We start from the raw sequence: 24,797 nt of genomic DNA on the forward strand, positions 1-24,797 counted from the left end.
CAGGGAGGGAGGTCGAGTGGTTCACGGCCGGAAGGTGACGGTCAGCACCGACGTCGACGGTCACACCGCCGGCTGGGCGGAGGCCGAGCCGGCCCCGCCGCCCTCCGTACCGGATCCGACCGCGGCAGCCTTCTTCGACGTGGACAACACGATGATGCAGGGCGCGTCGATCTACTGGTTCGCCCGTGGGCTCGCCGCCCGCAACTACTTCACCACCACCGACCTGGCCCGGTTCGCCTGGCAGCAGCTCCGGTTCCGGATGCTCGCTCGGGAACACGCCGGCGACATGTCGCAGGCCAGGGATGCCGCGCTCGCCTTCATCGAGGGTTGGCGGGTGGACGACATGGAGCGGCTCGCCCAGGAGATCTTCGACGAGATGATGGCGCCCCGCATCTGGGCGGGTACCCGCCAGCTCGCCCAACGCCATCTCGACGCCGGTGAACGGGTCTGGCTGGTGAGTGCCGCTCCGGTGGAGATCGGCCGAGTGATCGCATCCCGGCTCGGACTGACCGGGGCGATCGGCACGGTCGCCGAGATCGTCGACGGCGCGTACACCGGCCGCTTGGCCGGCGACCTGATGCACGGGCCGGCAAAGGCCGAGGCGGTGCGGCAACTCGCCGCCGTGGAAGGACTCGACCTCGCCCGCTGCGCCGCCTACAGCGATTCCGCCAACGACCTGCCGCTGCTCTCCGCCGTCGGCCGACCGGTGGCGGTGAACCCGGACGGTGCGCTGCTGCGCCGCGCGCGGGAGTACGGCTGGGAGGTGTGCGACTTCCGGACCGGCCGCCGGGCCGTCAAGATCGCCGTACCGTCCACCGCCGCTGCCGGCATCCTGGCCGGCGCGGTCAGCGCCGGCATGGCGCTGCACCGGCGCCGCCGACCCGGCTGACCGGGCGGGTCGACCGGCCGGGCCCGGCCGCTCACGGGCCGAACGGGTCCGGGCGGCGCTCGAGCAGCTTGTGCAAGGTCTGCTGAATGGTCTCCCGCACCTGGTCGGCGAGGTTGAAGACCACCAGCGGATCGTCGGCGGAGTCGGTCAGGTGTGCCGTCGGGATCGGCGGGCAGAACTCGATCAGCCACTTGCTCGGTAGCGGAACCATACCCAGCGGCCCGAGCCAGGGGAAGGTCGGCGTGACCGGGAAGTAGGGCAGCTTCAGCAGCCGGGCCAGCGGCTTGATGTCGGCGAGCATCGGGTAGATCTCCTCGCCGCCGACGATCGCCACCGGCACGATAGGCGTGCCGGTACGCAGCGCGGCCGAGACGAAGCCACCCCGACCGAAGCGTTGCAGCTTGTACCGGTCGGCGTAGAGCTTGCCGATGCCCTTGAAGCCTTCCGGGAAGACGCCTACCAACTCACCCCCGCCGAGCAGCCGTTCGGCGTCGGGGTTGCAGGCAACCGTACCGCCCGACTTGCGCGCCAGCTCGGAGACGACCGGCATCCGGAACACCAGGTCGGCGCCGAGCAGACGGAGGAACCGGCGCCGGGGGTGCCGGTCGTGCAGGGCGGTCGCCAGGATCAGGGCGTCCAGCGCCACCGTCCCGGAGTGGTTCCCCACCACCAGGCCGGCCCCGTCGGCGGGGACGTTCTCGATCCCGGTCACCTCGGTGCGGAACCAGTCCCGGTAGAGCACCCGCACCAGCGGGTGCAGGACCCGCTCGGTCAGCTCCGGGTCGAAGCCGAACTCGTCGACCTCGTAGTCGCCGGAGAGCCGCCGGCGCAGGAACGCCAGACCGCTCGCCACCTTGCGGTCCCAGGGATCTCCGGGCACATCGGCCACCGCCGACCCGGCCGGCCGAGTCGACTCGGCCGGCTCGGCGGCCGGCTCGCTGCGCCGGTGTCCGTTGCGTCGCGCCGGGTCGGCGGCCGGGTCCGGGGCGTTCATCGGTACGTCGAACCGACCGCCCGCCGCGGCATCGTCGTGCCCCTGCCCCGCCCCGGTCACGATCGCTCCCGGACGGCGGCCCGCACCTGCCGGATCCCGTCCAGCACGGCCTGTTCGGCGGCGGCCAACTGCTCGCGGGTCAGCACCGCCCGACCGTGGTGGGCGCGGATGAAGTCGTCGAAGGCGGCGGCGGTGGAGCGCGGCGTGAAGGCGTACTCGCGCTCCAGCCGGCTGGTGTCCACCACCCGGCCGTGTACGAAGAGGTCGACCTGGTCCAGACCGATACGACCGAAGCCGAGGGTACGCGCGAGCGCGGCGGCGTTGGAGAGACCGGGCTCCAACACCGGTACGGCCACCCGGCCGGCCCGCCGGATCGCCTGCGTCAGGGAGAGCACACCCGGCCCGGCCACGTTGTAGGTGCCGGGATGGTCCTCGACGACGGACCGGTGCAGCACTTCGAGGGCGTCGTCGAAGTGCAGGAATTGCAGCCGGGGATCCCGGCCGAGGACAGTTGGCACCAGCGGCTGGGAGAAGTAGCGGGTCAGCGTCGTGTCGGCGGTCGAGCCGATGAACGGAGCGAAGCGCAGGACCGTCGCCGTGACGTCGGGGCGGCGACGACGGAAGCCGCGGACGTACCCCTCGATGTCCAGGATGTCGCGGCCGAAACCGCCGCGCGGCACCTCGCGGGGCTCGGTCTCCTCGGTGAACACCGCCGGGTCCCGGAACGACGCCCCGTACGCCGCCGTCGAGGAGCGGACCACGAGCTTGCGGAGTCGGGGTGCCCGCTGACAGGCGGCGAGCAGTTGCATCGTGCCGATGACGTTCTGCTCCTTCATCGCCCCGCGGCCGCCGTGCTGCGGATCGGGGGCGGTGACGAGCGCGAGGTGTACCACCGCGTCGACGTCCAGGTCGGCGAGGAGGCTGCCGAGCGAGCCGCCGTCGACCCGGAGCCGCTCCACCCCGTCGGGCAGATCGGTGGACTCCCCACCGGACTCGGGCGGATCGATGCCGATCACCCGCTCGATCCGCTGGTCGGCGGCGAGCCGGGCGGCGACGTGTGCGCCGAGGTAGCGACCCACCCCGGTGACGACGACAACCCCCGGAGCACCACGGGTGCCACCGGGGGTCATCCTCCGCACCTCCCTCGACAGGCGGGATCGAGCCGGGACGACCACGGCCTGATCACCTGAGCCTCCGAGGGTCGACAGATGGCAAGTGACGCCGTTGCCGGGCCGACGGCCCGGCAACGGTCACTTGCCGAGACGGCGACGCTGGACGCGGGTCTTGCGCAGCAGCTTGCGGTGCTTCTTCTTAGCCATGCGCTTGCGGCGCTTCTTGACCACCGAGCCCATACGAAAGCCTTTCGATGCAACGTGCGGGGCGGACCGGCTGCCACCACCACGCGGGTGGGCGTCGGCGACCGCTTGCGGACAACGGACCGGACCAGCTCGGGCGTCAGGGCGCACCGGGGTGCGGTCACGGTCGGGCTCCAGGGTAGCGGGAGAGCATCAGCAGGACCAACGCGGCCCCGTCGATGTGCCCGCCGGAGCCGGGTCGTGGTCCCGACCGCGACGCCCGGCGACCCGCGTGAAGCTTCCCGAAACGCCCTTCCGTACGCACCCATGGGCCCGTCGGCTCATCCCTCGCGCCCGCCGTGGCCGGTCAGGCCCGGATGCCCGGGCCGCCCCGGCTGATCAGGCGGTTTCCTGGAAGGCACCGCGGAGATACTCGTGCACCGCGTGCTCGGGCACCCGGAACGACCGGCCGACCCGCACGGCGGTGAGTTCACCGCTGTGCACCAGGCGGTAGACAGTCATCTTCGACACCCGCATGACCGTCGCCACCTCGGCGACGGTCAGGAACTTGACCTCCGACAGTCGACCGTCGGACTGCGACCCGGTCATGGCTCACCCGTCCCCATCCCATGCCCAGCACGCGCCAGTGCCGGCGGAATGCTCCCGCACGGACCGGCGACGCGCGTGTTACCAGTACGGTAGCGGGGCCGCTGTGACCGGCGCGATCCCTTCGTGCAACTGATCATGATTACGGCCTCGGGTTCACCCGTTCCGACCAGGCGATATCCGCCCTGCCGAGCCGGGCGTCCCATCGCCGGGACCTGAGCGCGCCGAACTCGCTCCGCCACGGAGCGCAGCCGAAGGGCGGAAGGCGCCCGGTGGCTCCGGTGGCGCCACCGGAGCCACCGGGCGGGTGCCCCGGGCCGCTTCCGGACGCGGCACCGGGGCTCCGCGCTGGGAGCGGGACCAGTGTCGCAGGTACGTCGGAACCACCCGACACCGGTGGATCATGAAGTAGGGGGTGGCACGACCGGGAGCGACCGCATCGTCCGCAGGGATGGGCGGTGGCGGTCAGGCGGCCAGCGTGCGGATGTAGGCGACGCACTGGCTGTGCAGGGCCGACCAGGCCTCGCCGAAGACCTGCTCGGCGGCCTGCTCCGGCGGCGTACGGTCGTGCAGCACGGCCGCGACGAAGGCGAGCAGGCGCTGCTCACCGAACCGGTCGACGAGGTGCCGGACGGCCAGGTAGCCGAGGCCGTAGCTGCCGGCGACCCGCGCGGCGGGTGCGTCGTCGTCCGGCGCGAGGCCGTCCAGCCGGCCGTTCCACCCGCCCCGGACCAGTTCGCGCACCTGGGCCAGGCCCTGGTAGCGGCTCACCGGCTGACCATCGGAGCCGGCGTACTCGGCCAGCCCTTCCACCAGCCACCAGGTCGCCTTGCCCGGATAGCCCTGCTCGGGCAGCGAGGCGGCGTGGGTCAGCTCGTGCCGGAGCAGGTCGTCCAGGCCGGCGGCTGTCGTCCCGTCCGCGTTGATCACCACCTCGTGGTGGCCGCCGCCGACGTTGACCGCGTACCCGCCGGTCCATTTCGGGCGGCCACCCCCGTACCAGCGTTCCCACTCGGCACGGCCGGCGTAATAGATCCGGTAACGGTCCGGCGGCGAGCCGGCCACCGCGTACCGGTCGGCGACCTTCGCCGCCGCCTCGGCCTGGGCCAGCAGGGCCGGCAGCTTCCCGCGCAGCGCGGGCGTCGTCGCCACGGTGGTTCGCGCGCCGGTTGACACGACCAGTTCGTCGACCTCCCACGGCCGCGTGCCGGTCTCCGCGGACTTGGACTCCTCGACGGCGACGAGCCGGGGCTGCTGCCCGGCGTCGCGCCACCGGGTGCCGGCCAGTACCGGGCTGGGACGGCACCCGGGCGCAGCGAAGCAGTACTGGAACCGCACCAGCATCCGCCACTCGCCGGGCCGGTCGGGCAGCGCGGTGGGCAGGCCGGTCACCTCGGCCCGCCAGGTGCTCACCTGCAGCGCCCGCAACGCGTTGAACCGGCGGCGCAGGTCGGCGTGCGCGGTCGGCTCGGCCACGGCGAGGAAGCCGGCCTGATCGCCCGCGAGCAGGGCGGCGGACTGCCGTTCCAGCGCCGCGGCGATCCGGGCGGCGAGGTCACGCGCGGCTCGGGTCGCCGGGTCGCCCGCCGGAGAGCCGGCCCGCTGCACCACCGCCCGTCCGTCGGGCTCCCTGATCGCCGCTGTCAGCAGCGCCGCTGGGACCCCGCAGGTGAACAGCAGCAGCACGACCAGGGTGAGCACCGTCCACAGGGGTCGGATCCGGCGCGGCGCGGCTTCGTCCAGACCGTCAGTCACCCGGCGAAGGGTAGCCACCGATCGGTGGATCCGGCGAGGCCGGCGTCACCGGTCACTGCGGACGGACGCCGGGCTGGCGTCACAGAGCGTCCGGCGCGATCGGTGAACCGGATCAGGGCGGCGGTCGCCGCCCAGACGATCACCAAGGCGAACCCGAGCGCCCGGATCAACTTGTCCGCCCGCTGCCCCACCCCCGGAGCGCGGCGTCGAGCGACGCGATCATCTCGTCGTAGGAGCGGTCGAGGTCGCGAGGAAGGCCGAAGCCGCCGGCCACCTCCAACGAGACGAACCCGTGCAGCGCGCTGCGCAGCGTCCGGGCGGCGTCGACCGCGGCGTCGCCGGTGATCCCGTAGCCGTTCAGTACCGCGTAGACGGCGCCGACCGCCCGCTCGCCTGCGGCCACATGGTCCGGGTCGGCCGGATCCGGCACCCGCTGGGTGGCCGGGTACCTGCCGGGGTGGCGACGCGCGTACGACCGGTAGGCGGCCGCTACCGCGCGCAGCGCGTCGACGCCGGCCCGCCCGACGGCGGCCGTCATGAGCTCGTCGGCCAGCTCTGCGGTGGCGAACGCGGAGAGCTTCTGCGCCAGGGCGTCCGCTCCCCGAACGTGCTTGTAGAGGCTGGGCAGTGCCACGCCGAGCCGCGCGGCCACTGCGGCGAGGGTGAGCTGCTCCCGGCCGACCTCGTCGACGAGCCGGGCCGCCTCGCGTACGACGATCTGCTGATTGAGCCCGGCCCTAGGCACCGGTACTCACCTTCAGGAACGCGCTGAGCTGCTCTGCCGTGCGCTCCGGCTGGTCGGCGTGCGGGTAGTGACCGGAGTCGTCGATCATGCGCGCCTCCGCGGTGCCGAAGAGCCGCCGGGCGGCGCGCGCCTCGGCACCGGGATCGCGGAAGTCCGGATCGCGGGTGCCCATGAGGACCAGGACCGGTTGCCGGACCTCGCGCGCCCGGGCGGTCCAGTGCGGCTCGACCTGGTCGATCACCCCGCGTACCGCGGCCATCCGGCCGTGCTCGCGCAGGTTGGCGACCATCGCCCGCCGGTATGCGGCGTCGTCGGCCGGGCGGGTCACCGGGAAGAGCGTCCGGTGGAACATCCCGAACAGCCGTGGACTGCGCAGCACCAGTGCCTGGGCGAGCCGCATCGCCGGGTTCGCCTTGGGCGGCTCGACGAACGCGCCGATCAGCACGATTCCGGCGACCCGCTCGGGCCCTTCGGCGGCGGCGAAGACGACCGCGGCGGCGCTGGACGAGCTGCCGACCAGTACGGCTGGTCCGCCGAGTTCGTCGACCACGGCCAGCAGGTCGCCACCGACCTCCGCCGGCGCGTACGTGGGCCAACCGACGGTGGACTCGCCGTGTCCCCGGACGTCCACGGCGGCCACCCGGTAGCCGGCCGCGACGAGCAGCGGGACCAGGTGCCGCCAGGACGCTCGGTTCTCCCCCATGCCGTGCGAGAGGACGACGAGCGGGCCTGCCCCCAGCACCTCGTAGGCGATGCGCCCGTCGGGCCGCTCAACGTAACTAACGCTCATAACTCAGAAGCTAATTGCATTAGCCTCCGTCGTCAAGGGCTTGACCTCACCTCGGCTTGAAGTCGCACGATCGATCGCATGCCGAACGTTCGAAGTGCCGTACCGCACCTGCGCATCGCCCGCCCGACCCGCGACCTCGCCGCAGCAGAACGCTTCTGGGTCGGCGGCCTCACCCTCGACGTGCTCTGGCGCTCCACCGCCGACGGACCGGACGAGCACGATCTGCTGATGCTGGGCTGGCCGGACGCCCAGTGGCACCTGGAACTGGTCGCCGGCGTACCCGCTCCGACCCCCACCGAGGAGGACCTGCTCGTGCTCTACCTCGACGGACCGATCGACGAGGACCTGCTACGGGAACTGGAACGGGCCGGCGGGACACGAGTCTCCGCCGGCCCGTACTGGGACCGCTGGGGTGTGGCGCTGACCGATCCGGACGGCTACCGCCTGGTGCTCAGCACCCGGGGCTGGTCGAACCGGTGAGCCTGCCGACCTACTTCTTCGACATGAGCGCGCGGGCGAAGAAGGCCAGGTTGGCCGGGCGCTCCGCGAGGCGGCGCATCAGGTAGCCGTACCACTGGTCGCCGTACGGCACGTACGTGCGCACGGTGTAGCCCTCGCCGACCAGCCGGGTCTGCTCCTCCGGCCGGATGCCGTAGAGCATCTGGAACTCGAACCGCTCCGGCCCCCGGTCGAACCACCGGGCCCGGTCCTCGCCGATCGCGATCAGTCGCGGGTCGTGCGTGGCCAGCATGGGGTATCCGTCGCCCGACATCAGGATGTTCATGCACCGGACATACGACTTGTCCACCTCGTGGGCGGACTGGTACGCCACCGATTCCGGCTCCTTGTAGGCCCCCTTGCAGAGGCGTACCCGGGAGCCCGTAGTGGCCAGCTCCCGGCAGTCCGACTCGGTCCGCCGCAGGTACGCCTGGAGCACCGCCCCGGTCGACGGGTAGTCCTTGCGCAGCTTGGCCAGGATCTCCAGCGTCGAATCAGTGGTGGTGTGGTCCTCCATGTCCAGGGTGACCGTCGTGCCCGCCGCGTCGGCCGCCGCGCAGATCGCCTGCGCGTTGTCGTACGCGAGCTGCTCGTCGAACATCTGCCCGAGCGCGGAGAGCTTCACGCTGACCTCGGCCGCCGGGGTGAGTCCCGCCGCGCCGAGCAGCCGCAGCAGCGCCAGGTACTCGTCCCGGGTGGCGTTGGCCTGTTCGGGGGTGACGGTGTCCTCGCCGAGGTTGTCGAGGGTGACCGCGAGACCGTCGTTGACGAGCGCACGGGTGGCGTGCAGCGCGTCATCGGTCTTGGCGCCGGCCACGAACCGGCGCACGACGTCCCGGGTGAACGGGGCCGTCGCGACGAGCCGCTCGACCTGGGATGACCGGGAGGCGGCGAGGATGACGGAACGGAGCATGAGGCGAGCGTATCGCCCGGCCGAAGCCCGACGCGGAGGGGCGGCCCCGCAGGCCGGCAGGGGGCCGCACGTCGACGTGCCGCGCCGACCAGCCCGGCCCCTGGCGGCCGGGGGCGGGACGGTGGAGTGCCGGCCACCACCCCCTTCTGCCGCACTACATCGACGCGCCACGTGGCGTCTGAGTCGTCTACCGTTGTGGGCGTGAACTTCGACGCGTACGCCCGGACCGGCGTTGACCTCGTCAACGCCCGCCTGGACGACCTCGACGACCTGCGGGCCCTCTTCCCCGAGACCAGCGCATGGATGCGCGAAGAGGTCGCGGAACGGGACCTGGCGATCTTCCGACGGGCGCAGAAGCGCCTACGTGACGTCTTCGACTACGGCACCTCCGGGCGGGACACCGACGCCGTGGCCGAACTCAACGCACTGCTCGAGGCCTTCCCCGTGCAACCACGCATCTCGGGCCACGACTCCAGCGACTGGCACATGCACGTGACCAGCCGGGGCGCCTCGGTGAGTTCCGAGTACCTGGCCGGCGCGGTCTGGGGTCTGTCGGTCTGGCTGTGCGAGTACGGCAGCGCGCGATTCGGGGTCTGCGCCGACCAGCGCTGCGGCAATGTCTACCTGGACACCTCGTCGAACTGCTGCCGGCGGTTCTGCTCCGAGCGCTGCGCCACCCGTTCACACGTGGCCGCGCACCGGGCCCGCAAGCGGGCCGCGATCGGCGAGCAGACCACCGTCGCCGCTCAGCCGGTACCGGCCGACTCACTGACGCCCGTCAGCTGACGTCACCGCCGTCCGCCCGGGCGCAGCGTCGCCGACGGTGCCCCGCGCGGACGGGTCAGGCGTCGACCGGGGACGGCGTGATCAGGTGCTGACGGGCGAAGTCCAACGCGGCGCGCAGGTCGGCCTCGCGTACCGCCCTGCTGCGCGCCCCGCGGGTCGACACCTCCACCGCCACCGAGCCGGTGAAGCCCCGCCCCGCCAGTGACCGCAGCACCTCGGCGCAGGGCTGGGTGCCCCGCCCCGGTACCAGGTGCTCGTCGCGCCCCTCGCCGGTGCCGTCGCCGAGGTGCACGTGCGCCAGCGCGTCGCCCATCCGGTCGGCCATCTCCAACGAGTCGGTGTGTGACGCGGCGCAGTGCGACAGGTCGAGGGTGTACGCGGGGTAGCCGGTCTCCGTCGGATCCCAGCCCGGCACGTACGGAACGAACTGCCGGCCGGCCATCCGGACCGGGTACATGTTCTCCAACGCGAAGCGCAGATCCGGATAGCGGTCGGCGATCTCGCCGAGCCCGTCGCGGAAGTTGCGGGCGTAGTCGCGCTGCCAGGTGAAGGGCGGATGCACCACCACCGTCGGCGCCTCCAGCGCCTCGGCCAGCTCGGCCGACCGGCGCAGCCGCTCCCACGGGTCGGGGCTCCACACCCGCTGGGTCACCAGCAGGCAGGGGGCGTGCACGGAGAGCACCGGCACCCCGTAGTGCTGGGCGAGGCCGCGCAAGGCGCCGGAGTCCTGGCTGACGGCGTCAGTCCAGACCATCACCTCGATCCCGTCGTAGCCGAGGGCCGCGGCCATCTGGAAGGCCGCCGCCGTCCGCTCCGGGAAGACCGAGGAGCTGGAGAGGAGCACCGGGACTCGGGACGTCACTCAGCCAGGGTAGCCCCGCGGCGCGCGCGACACATGGTGACGAGCGAGCACAAAGCGGCCGTACGGGTCCGGGTGGCGCTCAGTGCGGACCGAGCTGGTCGAGCCGGCGCAGGATGACCCCCTCCCGCAGCGCCCACGGGCAGATCGTCAGCTTCTCGACGTCCAGCTTGCGCATCACCGTCTCGGCCACGACCGCGCCGGCGAGCAGCTGGTGCGCCCGGCCGATGCTCACCCCTTCCAGTTCGGCGAGCTGCCCGGGCGGGATGTGCCGGATGAAGCCGATCACCTGGCGCAGCCCGGTACGGGTGAGGCTGCGCTTCGTCCAGACGCCCGCTCCGGAGGGCGCCGCTCCGGCCAGCCGGGCCAGTGTGCGGAACGTCTTCGACGTACCGACCGGCCGTTCCCAACCCACGTCGACGATCTCCTTGACCACGGGGTCAAGCTGACCGTCGACGTACTCCCGCAGCTCCTCCACCGCCTGGGCCGACGGCGGCGCCAGGTCCTCCGGCGACAACCGCAGCCGCTCCCGGGTCAGCCGGCCCGCGCCCAGCGGCAGCGAGACCGCGGCCGTCGGGTCCTCGTCGATCCCGGCGGCGATCTCCAGCGACCCGCCGCCGATGTCCAACAGCAGCAGCCGCCCCGCCGACCAGCCGAACCAGCGTCGGACCGCGAGGAACGTCATCCGCGCCTCGTCGGCGCCGGGGAGCACCTCCAGGCGTACGCCGGTCTCGTCACGGACCCGGGCCAGCACCTCGGCCGCGTTGGTGGCGTCCCGCACGGCGGAGGTGGCGAACGCGATCAGGTCGTCGGTGTTCAGGCCGGCGGCGGCCGCCTTGGCCATGCTCACCGCCCTGATCAGCATGTCGGCGCCGACCTCGGTCAGCGCGCCGTCGGGCCCGATCTGCTCGGCCAGCCGCAGCACCACCTTCTCGGAGTGCGCCGGCCAGGGGTGCGCGCCATGGTGCGCGTCCACCACCAGCAGGTGGACCGTGTTGGAACCGACGTCGAGGACCCCCAGTCGCATGGTTCGACCCTAGGGCAAGAGGTTTACGCGGCTCCCGGGCCCGGACGCCTGACCACGCGTACGCTGGTCCGGGTGACGATGGAGCTCCGCGTACTGGTGGACGACCCGGGCGACCCGCGCAGCCGCGAGGTGCCGCTGGACTTCCCCCGGGAATGGATCGAGTTCGCCGACCCCGCCGACGAGAGCCACCTGATCCGGGCCGACCTCACCTGGCTGCTCTCCCGCTGGACCTGCATCTTCGGCCAGGGCTGTCACGGCATCATCGCCGGTCGGGCCGCCGACGGCTGCTGCTCGCACGGCGCCTTCTTCACCGACTCCGACGACGAGACGCGGGTACGCGCGGCGGTCAAGCGGCTCACGCCGGAGACCTGGCAGTACTTCCGTCGCGGGTTCAAGAAGTGGACCGAGAACGACACTGTCGACGGCAAGACCCCGGCCCGTCGGACCGCCACCCGCGACACGGACGCGCCCTGCGTCTTCCTCAACGACCCGGACTTCCCGGGCGGAGGCGGCTGTGCACTCCACGCCCAGGCGCTGCGCGACGGGGTGCACCCGTTGGAGTACAAGCCGGACGTGTGCTGGCAACTTCCGATCCGCCGGGACCAGGACTGGGTCAAGCGGCCGGACAACACGAAGGTGCTGGTGTCCACCCTGTCGGAGTTCGACCGGCGCGGCTGGGGCGCCGGCGGGCACGACCTGGACTGGTGGTGCACCTCCTCGACGGACGCGCACGTCGGCACCGACCCGATGTACGTCTCCTACGGGCCGGAACTCACCGCGCTGATCGGCGCCCCGGCGTACGCGAAGCTGGCCGAACTCTGCGCGACCCGGTCCCGCCAGGGTCTGGTCGCCCCGCACCCGGCCGACCAGTCCTGATCACCCCGGTGCCCCGCCGGGGCCGTAGCCGCACCCCGCACGGTGGCCGCACCCCTCACGAGGCGTGATTCGTCAGGCCACCGGTTCCACCTTCTCCGCCATCCTTTGCTCTGCATACCTATACGCGCCACTCACGCTCCGCATCCGCTTCGGGCGTTCGGCGTGACCGGGGAAAGCACTGAGCGCCAGCTCAGGGCGGTGGTGCGTATATGGGTGCAGAGCAAAGGACATTGAACGGCACAGGGAGGCCCGCCGGCCCGACACACACGGTCACGCCGGGCGACCCGGAGCCTCACTTACTGAACGTGATGGCCCGCAGGCGGGCGAGCCGCCGCCCGCACCCCCGCCGCCCGCCGGTCACCGATCGCCGGTCACACCAGTCGCCGGCCGCCCGATCACGGCTCGAACTTGTAGCCCAGGCCGCGCACGGTGACGATGTAGCGCGGCGCGGACGGCTCCGGCTCGACCTTGGAGCGGAGCCGCTTGACGTGCACGTCCAGGGTCTTGGTGTCGCCGACGTAGTCGGCGCCCCAGACCCGGTCGATGAGCTGGCCCCGGGTGAGCACCCGTCCGGCGTTGCGCAGCAGCAGCTCCAGCAGCTCGAACTCCTTGAGCGGAAGCTGCACGGCGCCGCCGTCGACGGTCACCACGTGACGCTCGATGTCCATCCGGACCGGGCCGGCCGCCAGCGTCGGGGTACCCGACTCGGCCGCCTCGGGAGTCTGCCGGCGCAGCACGGCGCGGATCCGGGCCACCAGCTCGCGCGGCGAGTACGGCTTCGTGACGTAGTCGTCAGCCCCGATCTCCAGGCCGACGACCTTGTCGATCTCACTGTCCCGCGCGGTCACCATGATGATCGGCACGTGTGAACGTTGCCGGAGCTGACGGCAGACCTCGGTACCCGACATTTCGGGCAGCATCAGGTCGAGCAGCACGATGTCAGCCCCGGTCCGGTCGAACTCGGTCAGGGCCGACGGACCCGTCGCGGCGACCGAGACCTCGAAACCCTCCTTGCGGAGCATGTACGACAGGGCGTCGGAGAACGACTCCTCGTCCTCGACCACCAGAACGCGGCTCAACGGGTTTTCCTTTCCATTGCTGTCAGACCTGCCGAAGCTCGGCTGAACCGGGCTCGATCCCAGCGCCTGGCAGTGTCGTCAGGAGGTCTTCCGGGGGGCGAGCGGGCAACCGGAGGGTGAACGTCGACCCACCACCAAGAGTGCTCGACACATCGACCCGTCCGCCATGGTTGCTCGCGATGTGTTTCACGATGGCCAGCCCCAACCCCGTACCCCCGGTGGATCGGGAACGCGCCTGGTCGGCTCGGTAGAACCGCTCGAAGATCCGGTCGACGTCGGTGGGGGCGATGCCGATGCCCTGATCGGTGACCGCGATCTCGACGTGCTCCTCGCCACTACGGGCGGTGATCCGTACCTTCGTGCCATCGGCCGAGTAGTTGACGGCATTCTCGACCAGGTTGGCCACGGCGGTGGCGAGCTGACTGTCACTGCCGTAGACGGTCAGGCCACGCTGCCCCTCGACCACCACCTCGATCTCGCGGGCGGAAGCCGTGGTGCGCGTACGGTCGACCACCTCGGCGACCACCCAGTCCACCGAGACCGGCTCGGGAGCCGGTTGCGGCTCGGCCCCCTGCAGGCGGGTCAGTTCGAGCAGTTCCTGCACCAGCCGGCCCAGCCGGGTGGATTCGTGCTGTATGCGCTCGGCGAAACGACGGGCGGCGACCATGTCCTCGGACAGGTCCGGCGCGGCGTCGGTGGCCGGCTCCGTGGCGTCCAGCAGCGCTTCGGCCAGCAGTTGCAGGGCACCGATCGGCGTCTTCAGCTCGTGGCTCACATTTGCCACGAAGTCGCGCCGCACCCGGGCGAGCCGGTGCGACTCGGTCACGTCGGCGGCTTCCACGGCGATGTAGCCGGCACCCACGCCCATCGCCCTCAGGTGCACGCCGAGCGGATTGTCCCCGGCGTTGTCGCGGCCCCGGGGCAGGTCCAGCTCGATCTCGCGCCGGATGCCCGTGCGCCGCACCTGACCGGCGAGGGTACGGATCAGCGGGTGCGCCGCTATCGAGCCCGGGCTAGCACCGGTGCGCAGCAGACCCATCGCCCGGGCGGCGGGATTGACCAGGACGGGAACGTCGTCCGGATCCAGCACGACGACGCCGGCTCGGAGGGAGTCGATCGTACGGCGGCCGAGCCCAGCCTGCGGATCCTCGGCTATGGCGGGCCTCCCCCTGTTCACGTGGGAACTGCCGCTCCCCGTCGACTTGTCACGGCGGGCCCACCTCGACCGGATTCCGGGTAGCAGGATCCCGGCGACCAATCCGGCCACCAGCGCCACGGCCACTGCGACCGCCACCGCCCATTCCACCTGGCGATCGTAGGGTCATTGTTAACCTGGCTACCGCCCAGAAAGGGATGAAACCGGCTCGCTTCCCGCAAAATTAACGTAACCGTCGGGCGTCGTTCACCGTGATTCATTTCGGGTCCGCCCGTGCGCCCTACCGTGGTCGGCACACCGCTCAATCCTGCGCCGGCTCCGGCCGGCCACGACCCCCAACAGGACGTGACAATGCGCGACGAGTTCCGGGCCGATCTACACCTTGTGAGCCAACTGCTGGTGGACATGGCCGAGGGAGTCCGGTCCGCCATGCGGCAGGCTACTCGGGCCCTGCTCACCGCCGACCGGCAGGCCGCCGAGACGGTCATCGAGCGGGACGCCGAGATCGACGACCTCTACCGGCACGTCGAGGAGCGGGTCTGCGACCTGCTGGCGCGGCAGGCGCCGGTCGCCTCCGACCTGCGTGCCATGATCACCGCCCTGCACGTCGCGGCGGACCTCGAGCGGATGGGCGACCTGGCCGACCACGTGGCGAAGACCGCGCTGCGCAGGCACCCCTCGCCCGCCGTGCCGGCCGAGCTGCGCCAGATCTTCACCGACATGGCCGCGATCGCCGACCGGATGGCCGAGAAGATCGCCTCGGTGCTGGCCAAGCCCGACGCCGACATCGCCGCCGAGCTCGACCGCGACGACGACGCGATGGACGAGCTGCACAAGCACCTCTTCGGCGTGCTGCTCGGCGAGGACTGGCCGTACGGGGTGGAGACCGCGATCGACGCCACCCTCCTGGGCCGCTTCTACGAGCGCTTCGCCGACCACGCGGTGAACGCCGGCGAGCACGTGGTCTACCTGATCACCGGCGAACAGGCGCCGACGGCCGGCTGAGCCGCGCGCCTGAACTCCGCAGGGCCCTCGCCGCTTGCGCAGCGGGGGCCCTGCGCGGCGCCGGGAAGTGGCTCAGCGGCCCTGGTTGGCGACCGCGGCGGCAGCCGCCTTGGCAGCCTCCGGGTCGAGGTACGTCCCGCCGAGGACCTGCGGACGCAGGCTCGGGTCCAGGTCGTAACGCAGCGGGATGCCGGTCGGGATGTTCAGCTTGGCGATCGCCTCGTCGGAGATCTGGTCGAGGTGCTTGACCAAGGCACGCAGCGAGTTCCCGTGCGCGGCCACCAGCACCGTACGGCCGGCGAGGATGTCCGGCACGATCGAGTCGTACCAGTAGGGGAGCATCCGCTCCACCACGTCCTTGAGGCACTCGGTACGCGGCATCAGCTCGGTGGGCAGCAGCGCGTACCGGGGGTCGCCGCCCTGGGACCACTCGTCGTTGTCGTCGATGGGCGGCGGCGGGGTGTCGTACGAGCGCCGCCAGAGCATGAACTGCTCCTCGCCGTACTCGTCGAGGGTCTGCTTCTTGTTCTTGCCCTGCAGGGCACCGTAATGCCGCTCGTTGAGCCGCCACGACCGGCGCACCGCGATCCAGTGCCGGTCGGCGGCGCTCAGCGCCAGCTCCGCGGTGCGGATCGCGCGCCGCAGCACGCTCGTGTGCACCACGTCCGGCAGCAGGTTGTGTTCGCGGAGCAGCTCACCGCCGCGCCGCGCCTCGGCCTCCCCCTTGGCGGTCAGATCGACGTCCACCCAGCCGGTGAAGAGGTTCTTGGCGTTCCAGTCGCTCTCGCCGTGCCGCAACAGGACCAGCGTCCCGACGGTGGGCCCCTCACTCGCAGTCATGCGGATCATCCTGCCGTACGTCGTGGCCGGACATGCCGCGACCCGTCGTGACGACCACCACGTGGAAAAGCTGGTGACCGACCCTTCGGACGCCGACTAGTTTGTAAGGCGCTTCAGATACACCGGTCATTACAAAACGGGGGCGGTCGCGGATGCGGACGGTGCAGAGCTGGTTTCGGGACACGGCAGGCGGACTGCCGGCGCGGTTCTGGTACCTCTGGACCGGCACCCTGATCAACCGGCTCGGCTCGTTCGTGCTGGTGTTCCTCGCGATCTACCTCACCCAGGAGCGAGGCTTCTCGGCCTCCCAGGCGGGCCTGGTCATCGGCCTCTGGGGCGTCGGCGGCGCGGTCGGCACCACCATCGGCGGCACGCTCGCCGACCGCTGGGGCCGGCGGCCCACTCTGCTCACCGCCCAGCTCGGCGGGGCGGTCATGATGGTGGGACTCGGCCTGGCCCGGCCGCTCTGGGCGGTCGCGCTGGGCGCCCTGCTGCTCGGCGCGTTCGCCGAGGCGGCCCGCCCCGCGTTCGGCGCCATGATGATCGACGTGGTGCCGGAGAAGGACCGGTTGCGGGCCTTCTCCCTGAACTACTGGGCGATCAACCTCGGCTTCGCCTGCGCGGCCGTGCTGGCCGGTTTCGCCGCACAGGCCGGTTACCTGCTGCTCTTCGTGATCGACGCGGCGACCACGCTGATCACCGCATTGATCATCTTCACCCGGGTGGGCGAGACCCGGCGGGCCCGTCCGGTCAGCAAGGGCGCGGCCGCTCCGGCGGGCGCGCTGCGCACCATCCTCAGCGACCGGATCTTCCTCGGCTTCGTGGCGTTGAACCTCTTCGCCGCGCTGATCTTCCTCCAGCACATCTCGATGCTGCCGATCGCGATGGGCGACTCCGGCCTGAGCCCCGCGACGTACGGCTCGGTGATCGCGCTCAACGGCGTGCTGATCGTGGTGGGCCAGCTCTTCGTGCCACGGCTGATCCGAGGACGGAGCCGGTCCCACGTACTCGCACTGGCCGCCCTGGTGACCGGCGTCGGCTTCGGCCTCACCGCGTTCGCCCACGCCGCCTGGTTCTACGGGCTCACCGTGCTGATCTGGACGCTCGGCGAGATGCTCAACTCCCCGTCCAACGCGACCCTCATCGCCGAGCTGTCCCCCGCCGAACTCCGCGGTCGCTACCAGGGCGTCTTCTCGCTCTCCTGGCAGATCGCCGGTGCCGCCGCGCCGATCTTCGGCGGCCTGGTCCGCGAGCACGCCGGCAACAGCGCACTCTGGGTCGGCTGCGCGGTCCTCGGCGGGGTGATGGCCGTGGCCCACCTGCTCTCCGGCCCGGCCCGGGAACGGCGCGCCGTCGCGCTGCGGCGCACCGCCGCGCCGGCGATCACCGAACCGGCGACACCGCAGGTCGCCCCCGCGGTCGCTCCGGCCGCCGCGAACTGATCGGCCCGGGCCGGCCGGAGCGGACGACCCGCCGAGCGTCGTCCGGCCGGCTCCGCGGCCCGGGGTAACCGGGCCGACCGCGGGTCCGAGCTGCCGCCGGGACGCGCGTCGGGACGACTGTCGGTGTTCCGATACGGTCAGGCAGGAACGGTTAACAAACCGAACTGTCTGGAGGACGGGTGCGCGCCCTGCGGCGCTGGTGGCACGACACCGCGGGCGATCTCCCCGCCACCTTCTGGTACCTCTGGGCCGGCATCCTGATCAACCGGGCCGGCGCGTTCGCGATGCTCTTCCTGTCGCTCTACCTCACCGAGGCGCGGGGTGCCAGCGAGGCGCTCGCCGGCGCGGTGGTCGGGGCGTACGGCGCGGGCGGGGCGGTCGGCGTGCTGCTCGGCGGGGTCCTGGCCGACCGCTGGGGGCGACGCGCCACCCTGCTCACCGCCCACCTGGTCACCGCCGGCCTGATGGTCGCGCTGGCCCTGAGCCGGCACCTGCTGCTCATCGCGGTGCTCTCCGCGCTGGTCGGCGTGGTGCACTCGATGCCCAGCCCGGCGTTCGTGGCGTCGATCGTCGACATGGTCCCGGAGCAGCGCCGGTCACGCGCGTTCAACCTTCAGTTCTGGGCGTTCAACCTCGGCATGGCCGTCGCCTCACTCCTGGCCGGCGTACTCGCCGAGGCGAGCTACCTGGCGCTGTTCCTGGTCGACGCCGGGGCCACGCTCGCCACCGCCCTGGTGATCGCATGGAAGGTGCCCGAGACGCTACGCCGGCCCGCCCGGACGCCTCGGGGCGTTCCCCGGATCGGTTCGACGGCCCGCAGCGCCCGACGCCCCGGCCTGCTCACCGCGCTCACCGACCGGATCTTCCTGACCTTCGTCGGGCTCACCTTCGTGCTGGCCGTACTGACCATGCAGACGTCGACGATCATGCCGTTGGCCATGCGCGCGGACGGGCTCGAACCATCTGCGTACGGCCTGGTGGTGGCGCTCGGCGGCGCGCTGATCGTGCTCGGCCAACTCTTCGTACCCAGGCTGATCGACCGCCGCCGGAAGGGCTTCGTCCTCGCGACCTCCACCGGGCTGATGGCGGTCGGGTTCGGCGCGCTGGCCGTCGCCGACGAACTGGCGGTCTACCTGGGCGCCGCCGTGATCTGGACGGTCGGCTCGATGCTCGCGGCCCCACCGAACGCGCAGATCAACGCCGATCTGGCCCCGCCCGAACTGCGCGCCCGCTATCAGTCGGTCTTCTACCTGACCTTCCCCGCCGCGTCGTTCGTCGCGCCCACACTGGGCGGGGTGAGTCTGCAGTACCTGGGTTCCGCCCACTGGCTCGTCGTCGGCGGGCTCGGCCTGCTCGCCGCCGTCGGCCATCTCCTCGCCGGACCAGCCCGGGAACGCCGCGTCGCAGCACTGCTGCGGGGCACGAGAAACGGACGGCCGGCTACTTCGGCAAGCGGGCCGATGCCGGCCGGCGGACCGGAGGTGGCCACCGACCCGGTCAGGACCTGACGCCGGTCACTGATGTCACAGCAGACGCAGAGTGCCCACCACGCCCTCTGGCAGCGGTGGGCACTCGCGCACTGGTGGGGCCGGCGGCGGCGGGCAACACTCACCCCCGTAAGCGTCGCCCGCTCGCGCCGCCGGTCCAAACAGGTGGGCACCGTCCCCCAACGGTTGAACCACCCGTCCCCTCGCGCCTCGCCTGGTGCGCGGATCTGATCGATCCGCCGCTCCCCCGAACGTTTCCAAGCGTGGCGCGGCACAATAAAGTTAATTCGCCCGGATTACGGTTTCAACCCAGATCGGCTGTCTCGCCGGTCACAGCGCGTGAGTTGTCCCTGCTCCGGGCCACGCTGTGTGCCAACGGCGGATACCCGTGCGGCATTCCCGCAAACCGTCAAGCGTCCTCGCGATCAGGCGACTCGGTACGGAAGAAGTTGCTCTGCCGGCCGTCGCGCATCTGCTCCTGATAGATCAGGTTGAGCCGCCGTAGATCGAACGTGTGGAACCAGTCGTCCCAGGTGATCTCGCGGATCCGGCTGCTTTCCCGGTAACCCGGGATGTTGAACGTCAGCACCGACACCCGACCTTCCCGCTCGGTGCCCGCGATGGTGGCCGGCTTCGCCCCACGCTCCCGGGCCCAGCGCATGATCACCTCGTGGTTGCTGGTCACCAGGCTGCGGCCCGGTCGCTCCGGCCGGTCCGCCAGTGACGAGATGACCTGCGAGGAGCGCGCCGACCGGGCGGTTGCGCGTCCCGTACGGAGGCCGCTCACCGCCTTCGCAGCCGTACCACCGGGGCTCGTGCTCTTCCGCGCCGGCGCGGTCTTCCTGGCAGCGGCCGTCTTGCGCGCCGGTGCCGCCTTCTTCCCTGGCGCGGTCCTCGTCGCGGCCGCCGTCTTCCGTGCCGGCACGGCCCTCTTCGCGGCCGTCGTCTTCTTCGCCGCGGTCGTCCTCTTCGCCGCCGTCGTCCTCTTCGCCGCCGTCGTCTTCTTCGCGGCCGTCGTCTTCTTCGCCGCCGTCCTCTTCGCGGCGGCCTTCTTCGCCGGCGCGCTCTTGTTCGCCGGTACCGCCCTGGCCCGACCCGGAGCCGCCTTGGCCGCCCGCGCGGTGGCCGCCTTCTTCGTGGCCGAGGCGCGCCCCGCGGCGCGGGTCCCGGCGGCCCGGCCGGCCGGCCCGGTGGCCTTGCGCGCGGCCCCGCCACCACTGCGCATCGCCCGCGCGAGCTCCTTCACCAGTTCCGGCTTGCGCAGCGCGCTGATGCCCGAGACGCCGTACTTGCGGAGCCGACCACGAATGTCGTCCACCCGCATCCGGGAGATCTCCGACTCGGAGATCGACGGTGTGTTCGGGGTCTTGTTCCCCGCCCGTTGCCTGGTCCTGGTCGCAGTCCCGCCGCGACCCGAGCTGTTCCGCTGAGCCATGAGACGCTCACGCTCCTCGACAGATGGTCCTCGGCGCGCGGCGTGTCCCAACCTGCCGCACCGCGCGGGGCGGCATACCCGTCAGGACGGCTCCGAACCTCCGGACGGTTCGAAGAGGTGAGCGAACGCGGCGAGGTTCGCGGTGGATTCGCCGCGCTTGACCCGCCACTCCCATTCCCGGCGGATCGAGCTGCCGAAGCCGATCTCCAACATGGTGTCGAAGGACTCGTCGGCGTACGTCAGCACGGACCCGAGCAGCCGGTCGAGTTCCTCGGCGTCGACGCCCGCCGGGTTGACCCGTCCCGTCAGGTAGACGTCGCCTACCGCGTCGATCGAGAAGGAGACCCCGTACATCCGGGCGTTGCGCTGGAGCAGCCACGCCCACAGCTCTTCCCGCCGCTCATCGGGCTGCCGCATCACGAACGCCTCGATCCGCAACGCGTGTTCGCCGACGATCAGGTTGCAGACCGTCCTGAGCTTGTGGGTGCCGGGCAGGGTCACCACGTACGAGTGTGGCCCGGTCGGCTCCCAGTCGAGCTCCCGCTCGTCACAGACCGACTCGATCAGTGCCGCAAGATCGCTCTTCCCGCTCACCGGACCCACTCTACGGTCGGGCCGGCCGCCGCACCCGCCTCGCTACGCCGGGATCGGCGGCCTCACCAGGAGCAGGAGAAGGCCGAATCGTCGGCGAGCTGCGCGGCGAGGCGTTGCCGGTGCCCGGCGACCGCGTCGCCGTACACCTGGAGCAGGTTGGTGACCGTGCGGTCCCAGGAGAACTGACTCGCCTGCCGCTCGGCGCCGCGCGCGAGGGTTCGCCGCCGCACCTCGTCGGGCAGCAGCCGGGCGAGCGCCCGGGCCCAGTCGGCCGGGTCGTGCCCGTCGATGAGCACCCCGCTGACCTGGTCCCGGACCGCGGTCACCAGGCCACCGACCGCAGCGGCCAGCACCGGCGTACCGCACGCCTGAGCCTCCAGTGCGACCAGGCCGAACGACTCGTTGTGCGACGGCACCGCGACGAGGTCCGCCGCCCGGTAGAGGGCGGGCAGGTCGTCACCGGTCTGCGGCGGCAGGAAGTGGATCCGGTCGGCGATGCCGAGCGAGGCGGCGAGCTCGATCAGGGCGGTCGGACGGTCCAGTCCGCTCCCGCTCGGGCCGCCACAGATCACGACGGTCAGCTGCTCGGCCAGCGCGGGATCCCGCTCGCGCAGCGCGGCGGCGGCGCGTACCAGCACGTCCGGTGCCTTCAACGGCTGGATCCGGCCAACGAACGCCACCAGGTAGCCGCGGGCGGGCAGGCCGAGCCGGCGCCGGGCGGCGGCGACGACCGCGTCCCGGTCCCCGACGGCCGGACGGAACCGGTTCAGGTCGACGCCGGGCTGCACCACGGCGACCCGCGCCGGGTCGGCCGCGTACCGCTCGATCAGGTCGTGGGCCTCGACCCGCGTGTTCGCCACCAGCCGGTCGGCCTCGGCGACCACCTGCTCCTCGCCGATCACCCGCGCCTTGGGTTCCGGACGGTCCCCCGCCGCGATCTGCGCGTTCTTGACCTTCGCGAGCGTGTGCGCGGTGTGTACCAGCGGTACGCCCCAACGCTCCTTGGCCAACCAGCCGACCTGTCCGGAGAGCCAGTAGTGCGAGTGGATCAGGTCGTAGTGGCCCGGCGGACGGGCCGCCTCGGCTCGGAGCACCCCGGCGGTGAACGCGCAGAGCTGACCGGGCAGCTCCTCCTTGGTGAGCCCTTCCAGCGGACCGGCCATGATGTGCCGGACCGTCACGCCCGGCGCCATCTCGACGACCGGGGGCAGGTCCCCGGAGGTGGCCCGGGTGAAGATCTCCACCTCGACGTTCGCCTCGGCGAGCCGACGAGCGACCTCGAGGATGTAGACGTTCATACCGCCGGCGTCGCCCGTGCCCGGCTGGTGCATCGGCGAGGTGTGCACCGAGAGCGTGGCGATCCGCCGGGGCCGCATCCAGGTCTGTGCCCGTCGTTGACGCCCGACGCCGGTGCGAAGTTCCGCCACGTCCGCTCCCCTGCTCACGGTTGATGCCGTCTCGCCCGACCGGCGCTTGGGTCAACCTGTACGCCGGATGCCATCTTCCCGATCGAACGAGGGAAATGCGCGCGGACGGCCCGCCGGCGTGACGGACCTCATGGTGAGCGCGGACACGTCCGGGCGCATCGCACCCGCCGCCGGAGGTCACAATGTCCGGATGACCTCTGTCGCCATCGTCACCGGAGCGTCGAGCGGGATCGGCGCGGCAACGGCCCGGCGGCTCGCCGCCGAGGGGTTCCACGTGCTGGCCGCGGCCCGGCGTACCGACCGGTTGACCGAGCTGGTCGCCGAGATCGAGGCCGCCGGCGGCCGGGCCACCGCCGTCGCCTGCGACGTCACCTCGGACGAGTCGGTCGCCGCCCTGGCGGAGGCGGCCCAGGCCGCGCCGGGGCCGGTCACCCTGCTGGTGAACAACGCCGGCGGCGCGCGCGGGCTGGATCCGGTCGAGTCCGGCTCGGTCGACGACTGGCAGTGGATGTACGACGTCAACGTGCTCGGCACGCTCCGCGTCACCCAGGCCCTGCTGCCGGCGCTGGAGGCGTCCGGGGCCGGGACCATCGTGGTCGTCTCCTCGACGGCCGGATTCACCGTGTACGAGGGTGGCGGCGGCTACACCGCGGCCAAGCACGCGCAGACGGCGATTGCCGGCACGCTACGGCTGGAGCTCAGCGGCCGACCGGTGCGGGTCATCGAGATCGACCCGGGGATGGTGAAGACCGAGGAGTTCAGCCTGGTCCGGTTCGGCGGCGACGCGGAACGGGCGGCGGCGGTCTACGCCGGAGTCCCCGAGCCGCTGGTGGCCGAGGACGTGGCGGACTGCGTCGCGTGGTGTGCCACCCGCCCGCACCACGTCAATGTGGACCGTTTGGTGGTCCGCCCGCTCGCCCAGGCCGCCCAGCACAAGGTGCACCGGGTCGGCCAGGGGGGATGACGGGGGCGCGGCCGCGCCGCCCGTACGGCGTGATCACCCGGGGCACCACCAATCCGAATCGGTTGCGCCGGGTGGACAACTGGATCGTGGCGACCTGCGGTGACCTGCTCCGTGATGCGGCCGACCCGCTGGTGGTCGACCTCGGCTACGGCGCGACCCCGGTGACCGCCGTGGAGCTGCGCGCTCGGCTGGCCGCCGGCGTACGACCTGACGTTCGGCTGGTCGGTCTGGAGATCGATCCGGAGCGGGTGGCCGCGGCCGAGCCGGCCGCCGACCCACCGGGGCTCACCTTCGCCCGGGGCGGCTTCGAGCTGGCCGGTCTGCGTCCGGTGCTGGTACGCGCGCTGAACGTGCTGCGCCAGTACGACGAGAGCGCGGTGCCCGGGGCGTGGCAGACGATCACCGCGGCGCTCGCGCCGGGCGGGATGCTCGTGGAGGGCACCTGCGATGAACTGGGTCGACTGGGTGGCTGGCTGCTGATCGACGCCGACGGCCCGCGCTCACTGACGCTGGCCGCCCGGCTCGCCACCCTGGAGACTCCCGCCGAGTTGGCCGAGCGGCTGCCGAAGGCGCTGATCCACCGCAACGTGCCGGGTGAGCGGGTGCACGACCTGATCCGGGCGCTGGACGACGCGTGGCGTACGGCTGCCGGCTACGCCCCGTACGGCCCGCGGCAGCGCTGGTTGCACGCCGTCCAGTCGTTGAAGGATGCGGGCTGGCCGCTGCTGGACCGCCCCGCGCGCTGGCGCCTCGGCGAGCTCACCGTTCCGTGGTCCGTCGTCGCCCCGGCCTAGGCAGGTACCGGTTCGGGCCGTCGTGGCCACCGCTCTCCGAGGCGCCGCCAGTGGACCATCGCCTCACGTTGCGATCTTTCGCATCGCCGCGGCGAGCTCTTCGAGATCCAGACCCGCGAGGTGGTCGAGGAAGTGCCTGCGTGTGGCGGCCAGGTTGGTGGGCCAGGCCTGCTCCAGGCGGGCGAGCCCGGCGTCGGTGAGCACCGCGTTCCAGCCGCGGCCGTCCTGTTCGCACCTGATCCGTTGGACGAATCCCTGCGCTTCGAGCTTCTGCACGACGCGACTCATGCCGCTGAGCGACATCTCGCAGGCCGTGGCCAGTTCGCTCATACGCAGTCGCCGGCCTGGCGCTTCGGAGAGGTTCATCAAGGTCAGGTATTCGACGAGGGGAAGCCCCTGCTCGCGGACCAGTTCCGCGTCGATGGCCCGAGGTAGTGCGTGGATCAGGCGGTGAAGGGCACGCACGACGGCCTCTTCGCCCGGATTCAGTGGTTCGACCCGTTCAGGAGGGGCTGCGGGATTGGATGTGACGCTGGACATG

26 protein-coding genes are annotated in these 24,797 nt (G+C 71.9%); 9 read left to right on the plus strand and 17 right to left on the minus strand.

Annotated features, from left to right (window positions below; all coding sequences use genetic code 11):
• The first annotated feature begins 16 nt into the window (after window positions 1-16).
• Window positions 17-889 (plus strand): HAD family hydrolase, encoded by an 873-nt coding sequence (locus BXA10_RS01810; RefSeq protein WP_084752105.1) that lies wholly within the window; start codon window positions 17-19, stop codon window positions 887-889.
• A 31-nt stretch (window positions 890-920) separates the two neighbouring features.
• On the opposite strand, the gene BXA10_RS01815 is transcribed toward BXA10_RS01810, so the two are convergent.
• From BXA10_RS01815 to BXA10_RS01855, 7 genes are all read right to left on the minus strand, one after another.
• Entirely contained in the window at window positions 921-1,883 is a 963-nt protein-coding gene (locus tag BXA10_RS01815; RefSeq protein ID WP_245828104.1) for a lysophospholipid acyltransferase family protein, read from the minus strand.
• 56 nt (window positions 1,884-1,939) lie between these two features.
• Entirely contained in the window at window positions 1,940-3,013 is a 1,074-nt protein-coding gene (locus tag BXA10_RS01820) for an NAD-dependent epimerase/dehydratase family protein (protein ID WP_076466787.1), read from the minus strand.
• A 120-nt stretch (window positions 3,014-3,133) separates the two neighbouring features.
• Window positions 3,134-3,235 carry a 30S ribosomal protein bS22 gene (locus BXA10_RS01825; RefSeq protein WP_007465623.1) on the minus strand — a complete coding sequence of 34 codons (102 nt, stop codon included), beginning with the start codon at window positions 3,233-3,235 and terminating at the stop codon, window positions 3,134-3,136.
• Window positions 3,236-3,577: 342 nt separating this feature from the next.
• Window positions 3,578-3,787 (minus strand): helix-turn-helix domain-containing protein, encoded by a 210-nt coding sequence (locus BXA10_RS01830; protein WP_076466789.1) that lies wholly within the window; start codon window positions 3,785-3,787, stop codon window positions 3,578-3,580.
• 462 nt (window positions 3,788-4,249) lie between these two features.
• A complete protein-coding gene (locus tag BXA10_RS01840) occupies window positions 4,250-5,539 on the minus strand; it encodes a hypothetical protein (protein WP_076466791.1) in 1,290 nt (429 codons plus the stop codon).
• 166 nt (window positions 5,540-5,705) lie between these two features.
• On the minus strand, window positions 5,706-6,284 hold the full coding sequence (locus BXA10_RS01850) for a TetR/AcrR family transcriptional regulator (protein WP_076466795.1): 579 nt from the start codon (window positions 6,282-6,284) through the stop codon (window positions 5,706-5,708).
• Entirely contained in the window at window positions 6,277-7,074 is a 798-nt protein-coding gene (locus BXA10_RS01855; protein WP_076466797.1) for an alpha/beta fold hydrolase, read from the minus strand. Before BXA10_RS01855 ends, BXA10_RS01850 begins: the two co-directional genes overlap by 8 nt.
• A 78-nt stretch (window positions 7,075-7,152) precedes the next feature.
• Between BXA10_RS01855 and BXA10_RS01860 the strand changes: the two genes are divergently transcribed.
• Window positions 7,153-7,554, plus strand: coding sequence for a VOC family protein (locus BXA10_RS01860; protein WP_076466799.1), 402 nt, complete (start codon window positions 7,153-7,155; stop codon window positions 7,552-7,554).
• A 10-nt stretch (window positions 7,555-7,564) separates the two neighbouring features.
• Here the strand turns inward: BXA10_RS01860 and BXA10_RS01865 are convergent, their stop codons facing one another.
• The gene (locus BXA10_RS01865; protein WP_076466801.1) at window positions 7,565-8,485 is read right to left on the minus strand and encodes a proline dehydrogenase family protein; all 921 of its coding nucleotides are present in this window, start codon (window positions 8,483-8,485) and stop codon (window positions 7,565-7,567) included.
• 201 nt (window positions 8,486-8,686) lie between these two features.
• Here BXA10_RS01865 and BXA10_RS01870 point away from each other — a divergent pair, with 201 nt between their 5' ends.
• Entirely contained in the window at window positions 8,687-9,271 is a 585-nt protein-coding gene (locus BXA10_RS01870) for a CGNR zinc finger domain-containing protein (RefSeq protein WP_076467330.1), read from the plus strand.
• A gap of 55 nt (window positions 9,272-9,326) precedes the next feature.
• On the opposite strand, the gene BXA10_RS01875 is transcribed toward BXA10_RS01870, so the two are convergent.
• Both BXA10_RS01875 and BXA10_RS01880 read right to left on the minus strand, forming a co-directional pair.
• Entirely contained in the window at window positions 9,327-10,133 is an 807-nt protein-coding gene (locus BXA10_RS01875; protein WP_076466803.1) for a sugar phosphate isomerase/epimerase family protein, read from the minus strand.
• Between the two features lie 79 nt (window positions 10,134-10,212).
• A complete protein-coding gene (locus tag BXA10_RS01880) occupies window positions 10,213-11,157 on the minus strand; it encodes a Ppx/GppA phosphatase family protein (RefSeq protein ID WP_076466805.1) in 945 nt (314 codons plus the stop codon).
• Window positions 11,158-11,235: 78 nt separating this feature from the next.
• On the opposite strand from BXA10_RS01880, the gene BXA10_RS01885 reads away from it, so the two are divergent.
• Window positions 11,236-12,033: a DUF3109 family protein gene (locus BXA10_RS01885; protein WP_076467333.1), complete on the plus strand. Its 798-nt coding sequence runs from the start codon at window positions 11,236-11,238 to the stop codon at window positions 12,031-12,033.
• A gap of 395 nt (window positions 12,034-12,428) precedes the next feature.
• Here BXA10_RS01885 and BXA10_RS01890 read toward each other — a convergent pair whose 3' ends face one another.
• Complete coding sequence (locus BXA10_RS01890; protein WP_076466807.1) at window positions 12,429-13,112, minus strand: response regulator transcription factor; 684 nt, start codon at window positions 13,110-13,112, stop codon at window positions 12,429-12,431.
• Between the two features lie 22 nt (window positions 13,113-13,134).
• Window positions 13,135-14,418: a sensor histidine kinase gene (locus BXA10_RS01895; RefSeq protein WP_076466809.1), complete on the minus strand. Its 1,284-nt coding sequence runs from the start codon at window positions 14,416-14,418 to the stop codon at window positions 13,135-13,137.
• A 201-nt stretch (window positions 14,419-14,619) separates the two neighbouring features.
• Between BXA10_RS01895 and phoU the strand changes: the two genes are divergently transcribed.
• Window positions 14,620-15,273 (plus strand): phosphate signaling complex protein PhoU, encoded by a 654-nt coding sequence (phoU, locus tag BXA10_RS01900; RefSeq protein ID WP_076466811.1) that lies wholly within the window; start codon window positions 14,620-14,622, stop codon window positions 15,271-15,273.
• Window positions 15,274-15,345: 72 nt separating this feature from the next.
• On the opposite strand, the gene BXA10_RS01905 is transcribed toward phoU, so the two are convergent.
• Window positions 15,346-16,113: a phosphoglyceromutase gene (locus tag BXA10_RS01905; RefSeq protein ID WP_076466813.1), complete on the minus strand. Its 768-nt coding sequence runs from the start codon at window positions 16,111-16,113 to the stop codon at window positions 15,346-15,348.
• 152 nt (window positions 16,114-16,265) lie between these two features.
• Here BXA10_RS01905 and BXA10_RS01910 point away from each other — a divergent pair, with 152 nt between their 5' ends.
• Complete coding sequence (locus BXA10_RS01910) at window positions 16,266-17,555, plus strand: MDR family MFS transporter (RefSeq protein WP_076466815.1); 1,290 nt, start codon at window positions 16,266-16,268, stop codon at window positions 17,553-17,555.
• A gap of 179 nt (window positions 17,556-17,734) precedes the next feature.
• A complete protein-coding gene (locus tag BXA10_RS01915) occupies window positions 17,735-19,063 on the plus strand; it encodes an MFS transporter (protein WP_076466817.1) in 1,329 nt (442 codons plus the stop codon).
• 388 nt (window positions 19,064-19,451) lie between these two features.
• Here BXA10_RS01915 and BXA10_RS32520 read toward each other — a convergent pair whose 3' ends face one another.
• From BXA10_RS32520 to mshA, 3 genes are all read right to left on the minus strand, one after another.
• Window positions 19,452-20,267, minus strand: a complete 816-nt coding sequence (locus BXA10_RS32520) for a hypothetical protein (protein ID WP_425436017.1) — start codon at window positions 20,265-20,267, stop codon at window positions 19,452-19,454.
• A gap of 291 nt (window positions 20,268-20,558) precedes the next feature.
• A complete protein-coding gene (locus tag BXA10_RS01925; RefSeq protein ID WP_076467336.1) occupies window positions 20,559-21,071 on the minus strand; it encodes a type III secretion system chaperone family protein in 513 nt (170 codons plus the stop codon).
• Between the two features lie 62 nt (window positions 21,072-21,133).
• Window positions 21,134-22,498 (minus strand): D-inositol-3-phosphate glycosyltransferase, encoded by a 1,365-nt coding sequence (gene mshA, locus BXA10_RS01930; protein ID WP_076466821.1) that lies wholly within the window; start codon window positions 22,496-22,498, stop codon window positions 21,134-21,136.
• Between the two features lie 190 nt (window positions 22,499-22,688).
• Here mshA and BXA10_RS01935 point away from each other — a divergent pair, with 190 nt between their 5' ends.
• Together BXA10_RS01935 and BXA10_RS01940 are read left to right on the plus strand one after the other, a co-directional pair.
• Window positions 22,689-23,462, plus strand: a complete 774-nt coding sequence (locus tag BXA10_RS01935; protein WP_076467339.1) for an SDR family NAD(P)-dependent oxidoreductase — start codon at window positions 22,689-22,691, stop codon at window positions 23,460-23,462.
• Window positions 23,459-24,256: an O-methyltransferase gene (locus BXA10_RS01940; RefSeq protein WP_076466823.1), complete on the plus strand. Its 798-nt coding sequence runs from the start codon at window positions 23,459-23,461 to the stop codon at window positions 24,254-24,256. Before BXA10_RS01935 ends, BXA10_RS01940 begins: the two co-directional genes overlap by 4 nt.
• 63 nt (window positions 24,257-24,319) lie before the next feature.
• On the opposite strand, the gene BXA10_RS01945 is transcribed toward BXA10_RS01940, so the two are convergent.
• The gene (locus tag BXA10_RS01945) at window positions 24,320-24,796 is read right to left on the minus strand and encodes a MarR family winged helix-turn-helix transcriptional regulator (RefSeq protein ID WP_076466825.1); all 477 of its coding nucleotides are present in this window, start codon (window positions 24,794-24,796) and stop codon (window positions 24,320-24,322) included.
• Window position 24,797: the final 1 nt, after the last annotated feature.

This window comes from Micromonospora avicenniae, assembly GCF_900156065.1.
Classification (GTDB): Bacteria; Actinomycetota; Actinomycetes; order Mycobacteriales; family Micromonosporaceae; genus Micromonospora; species Micromonospora avicenniae.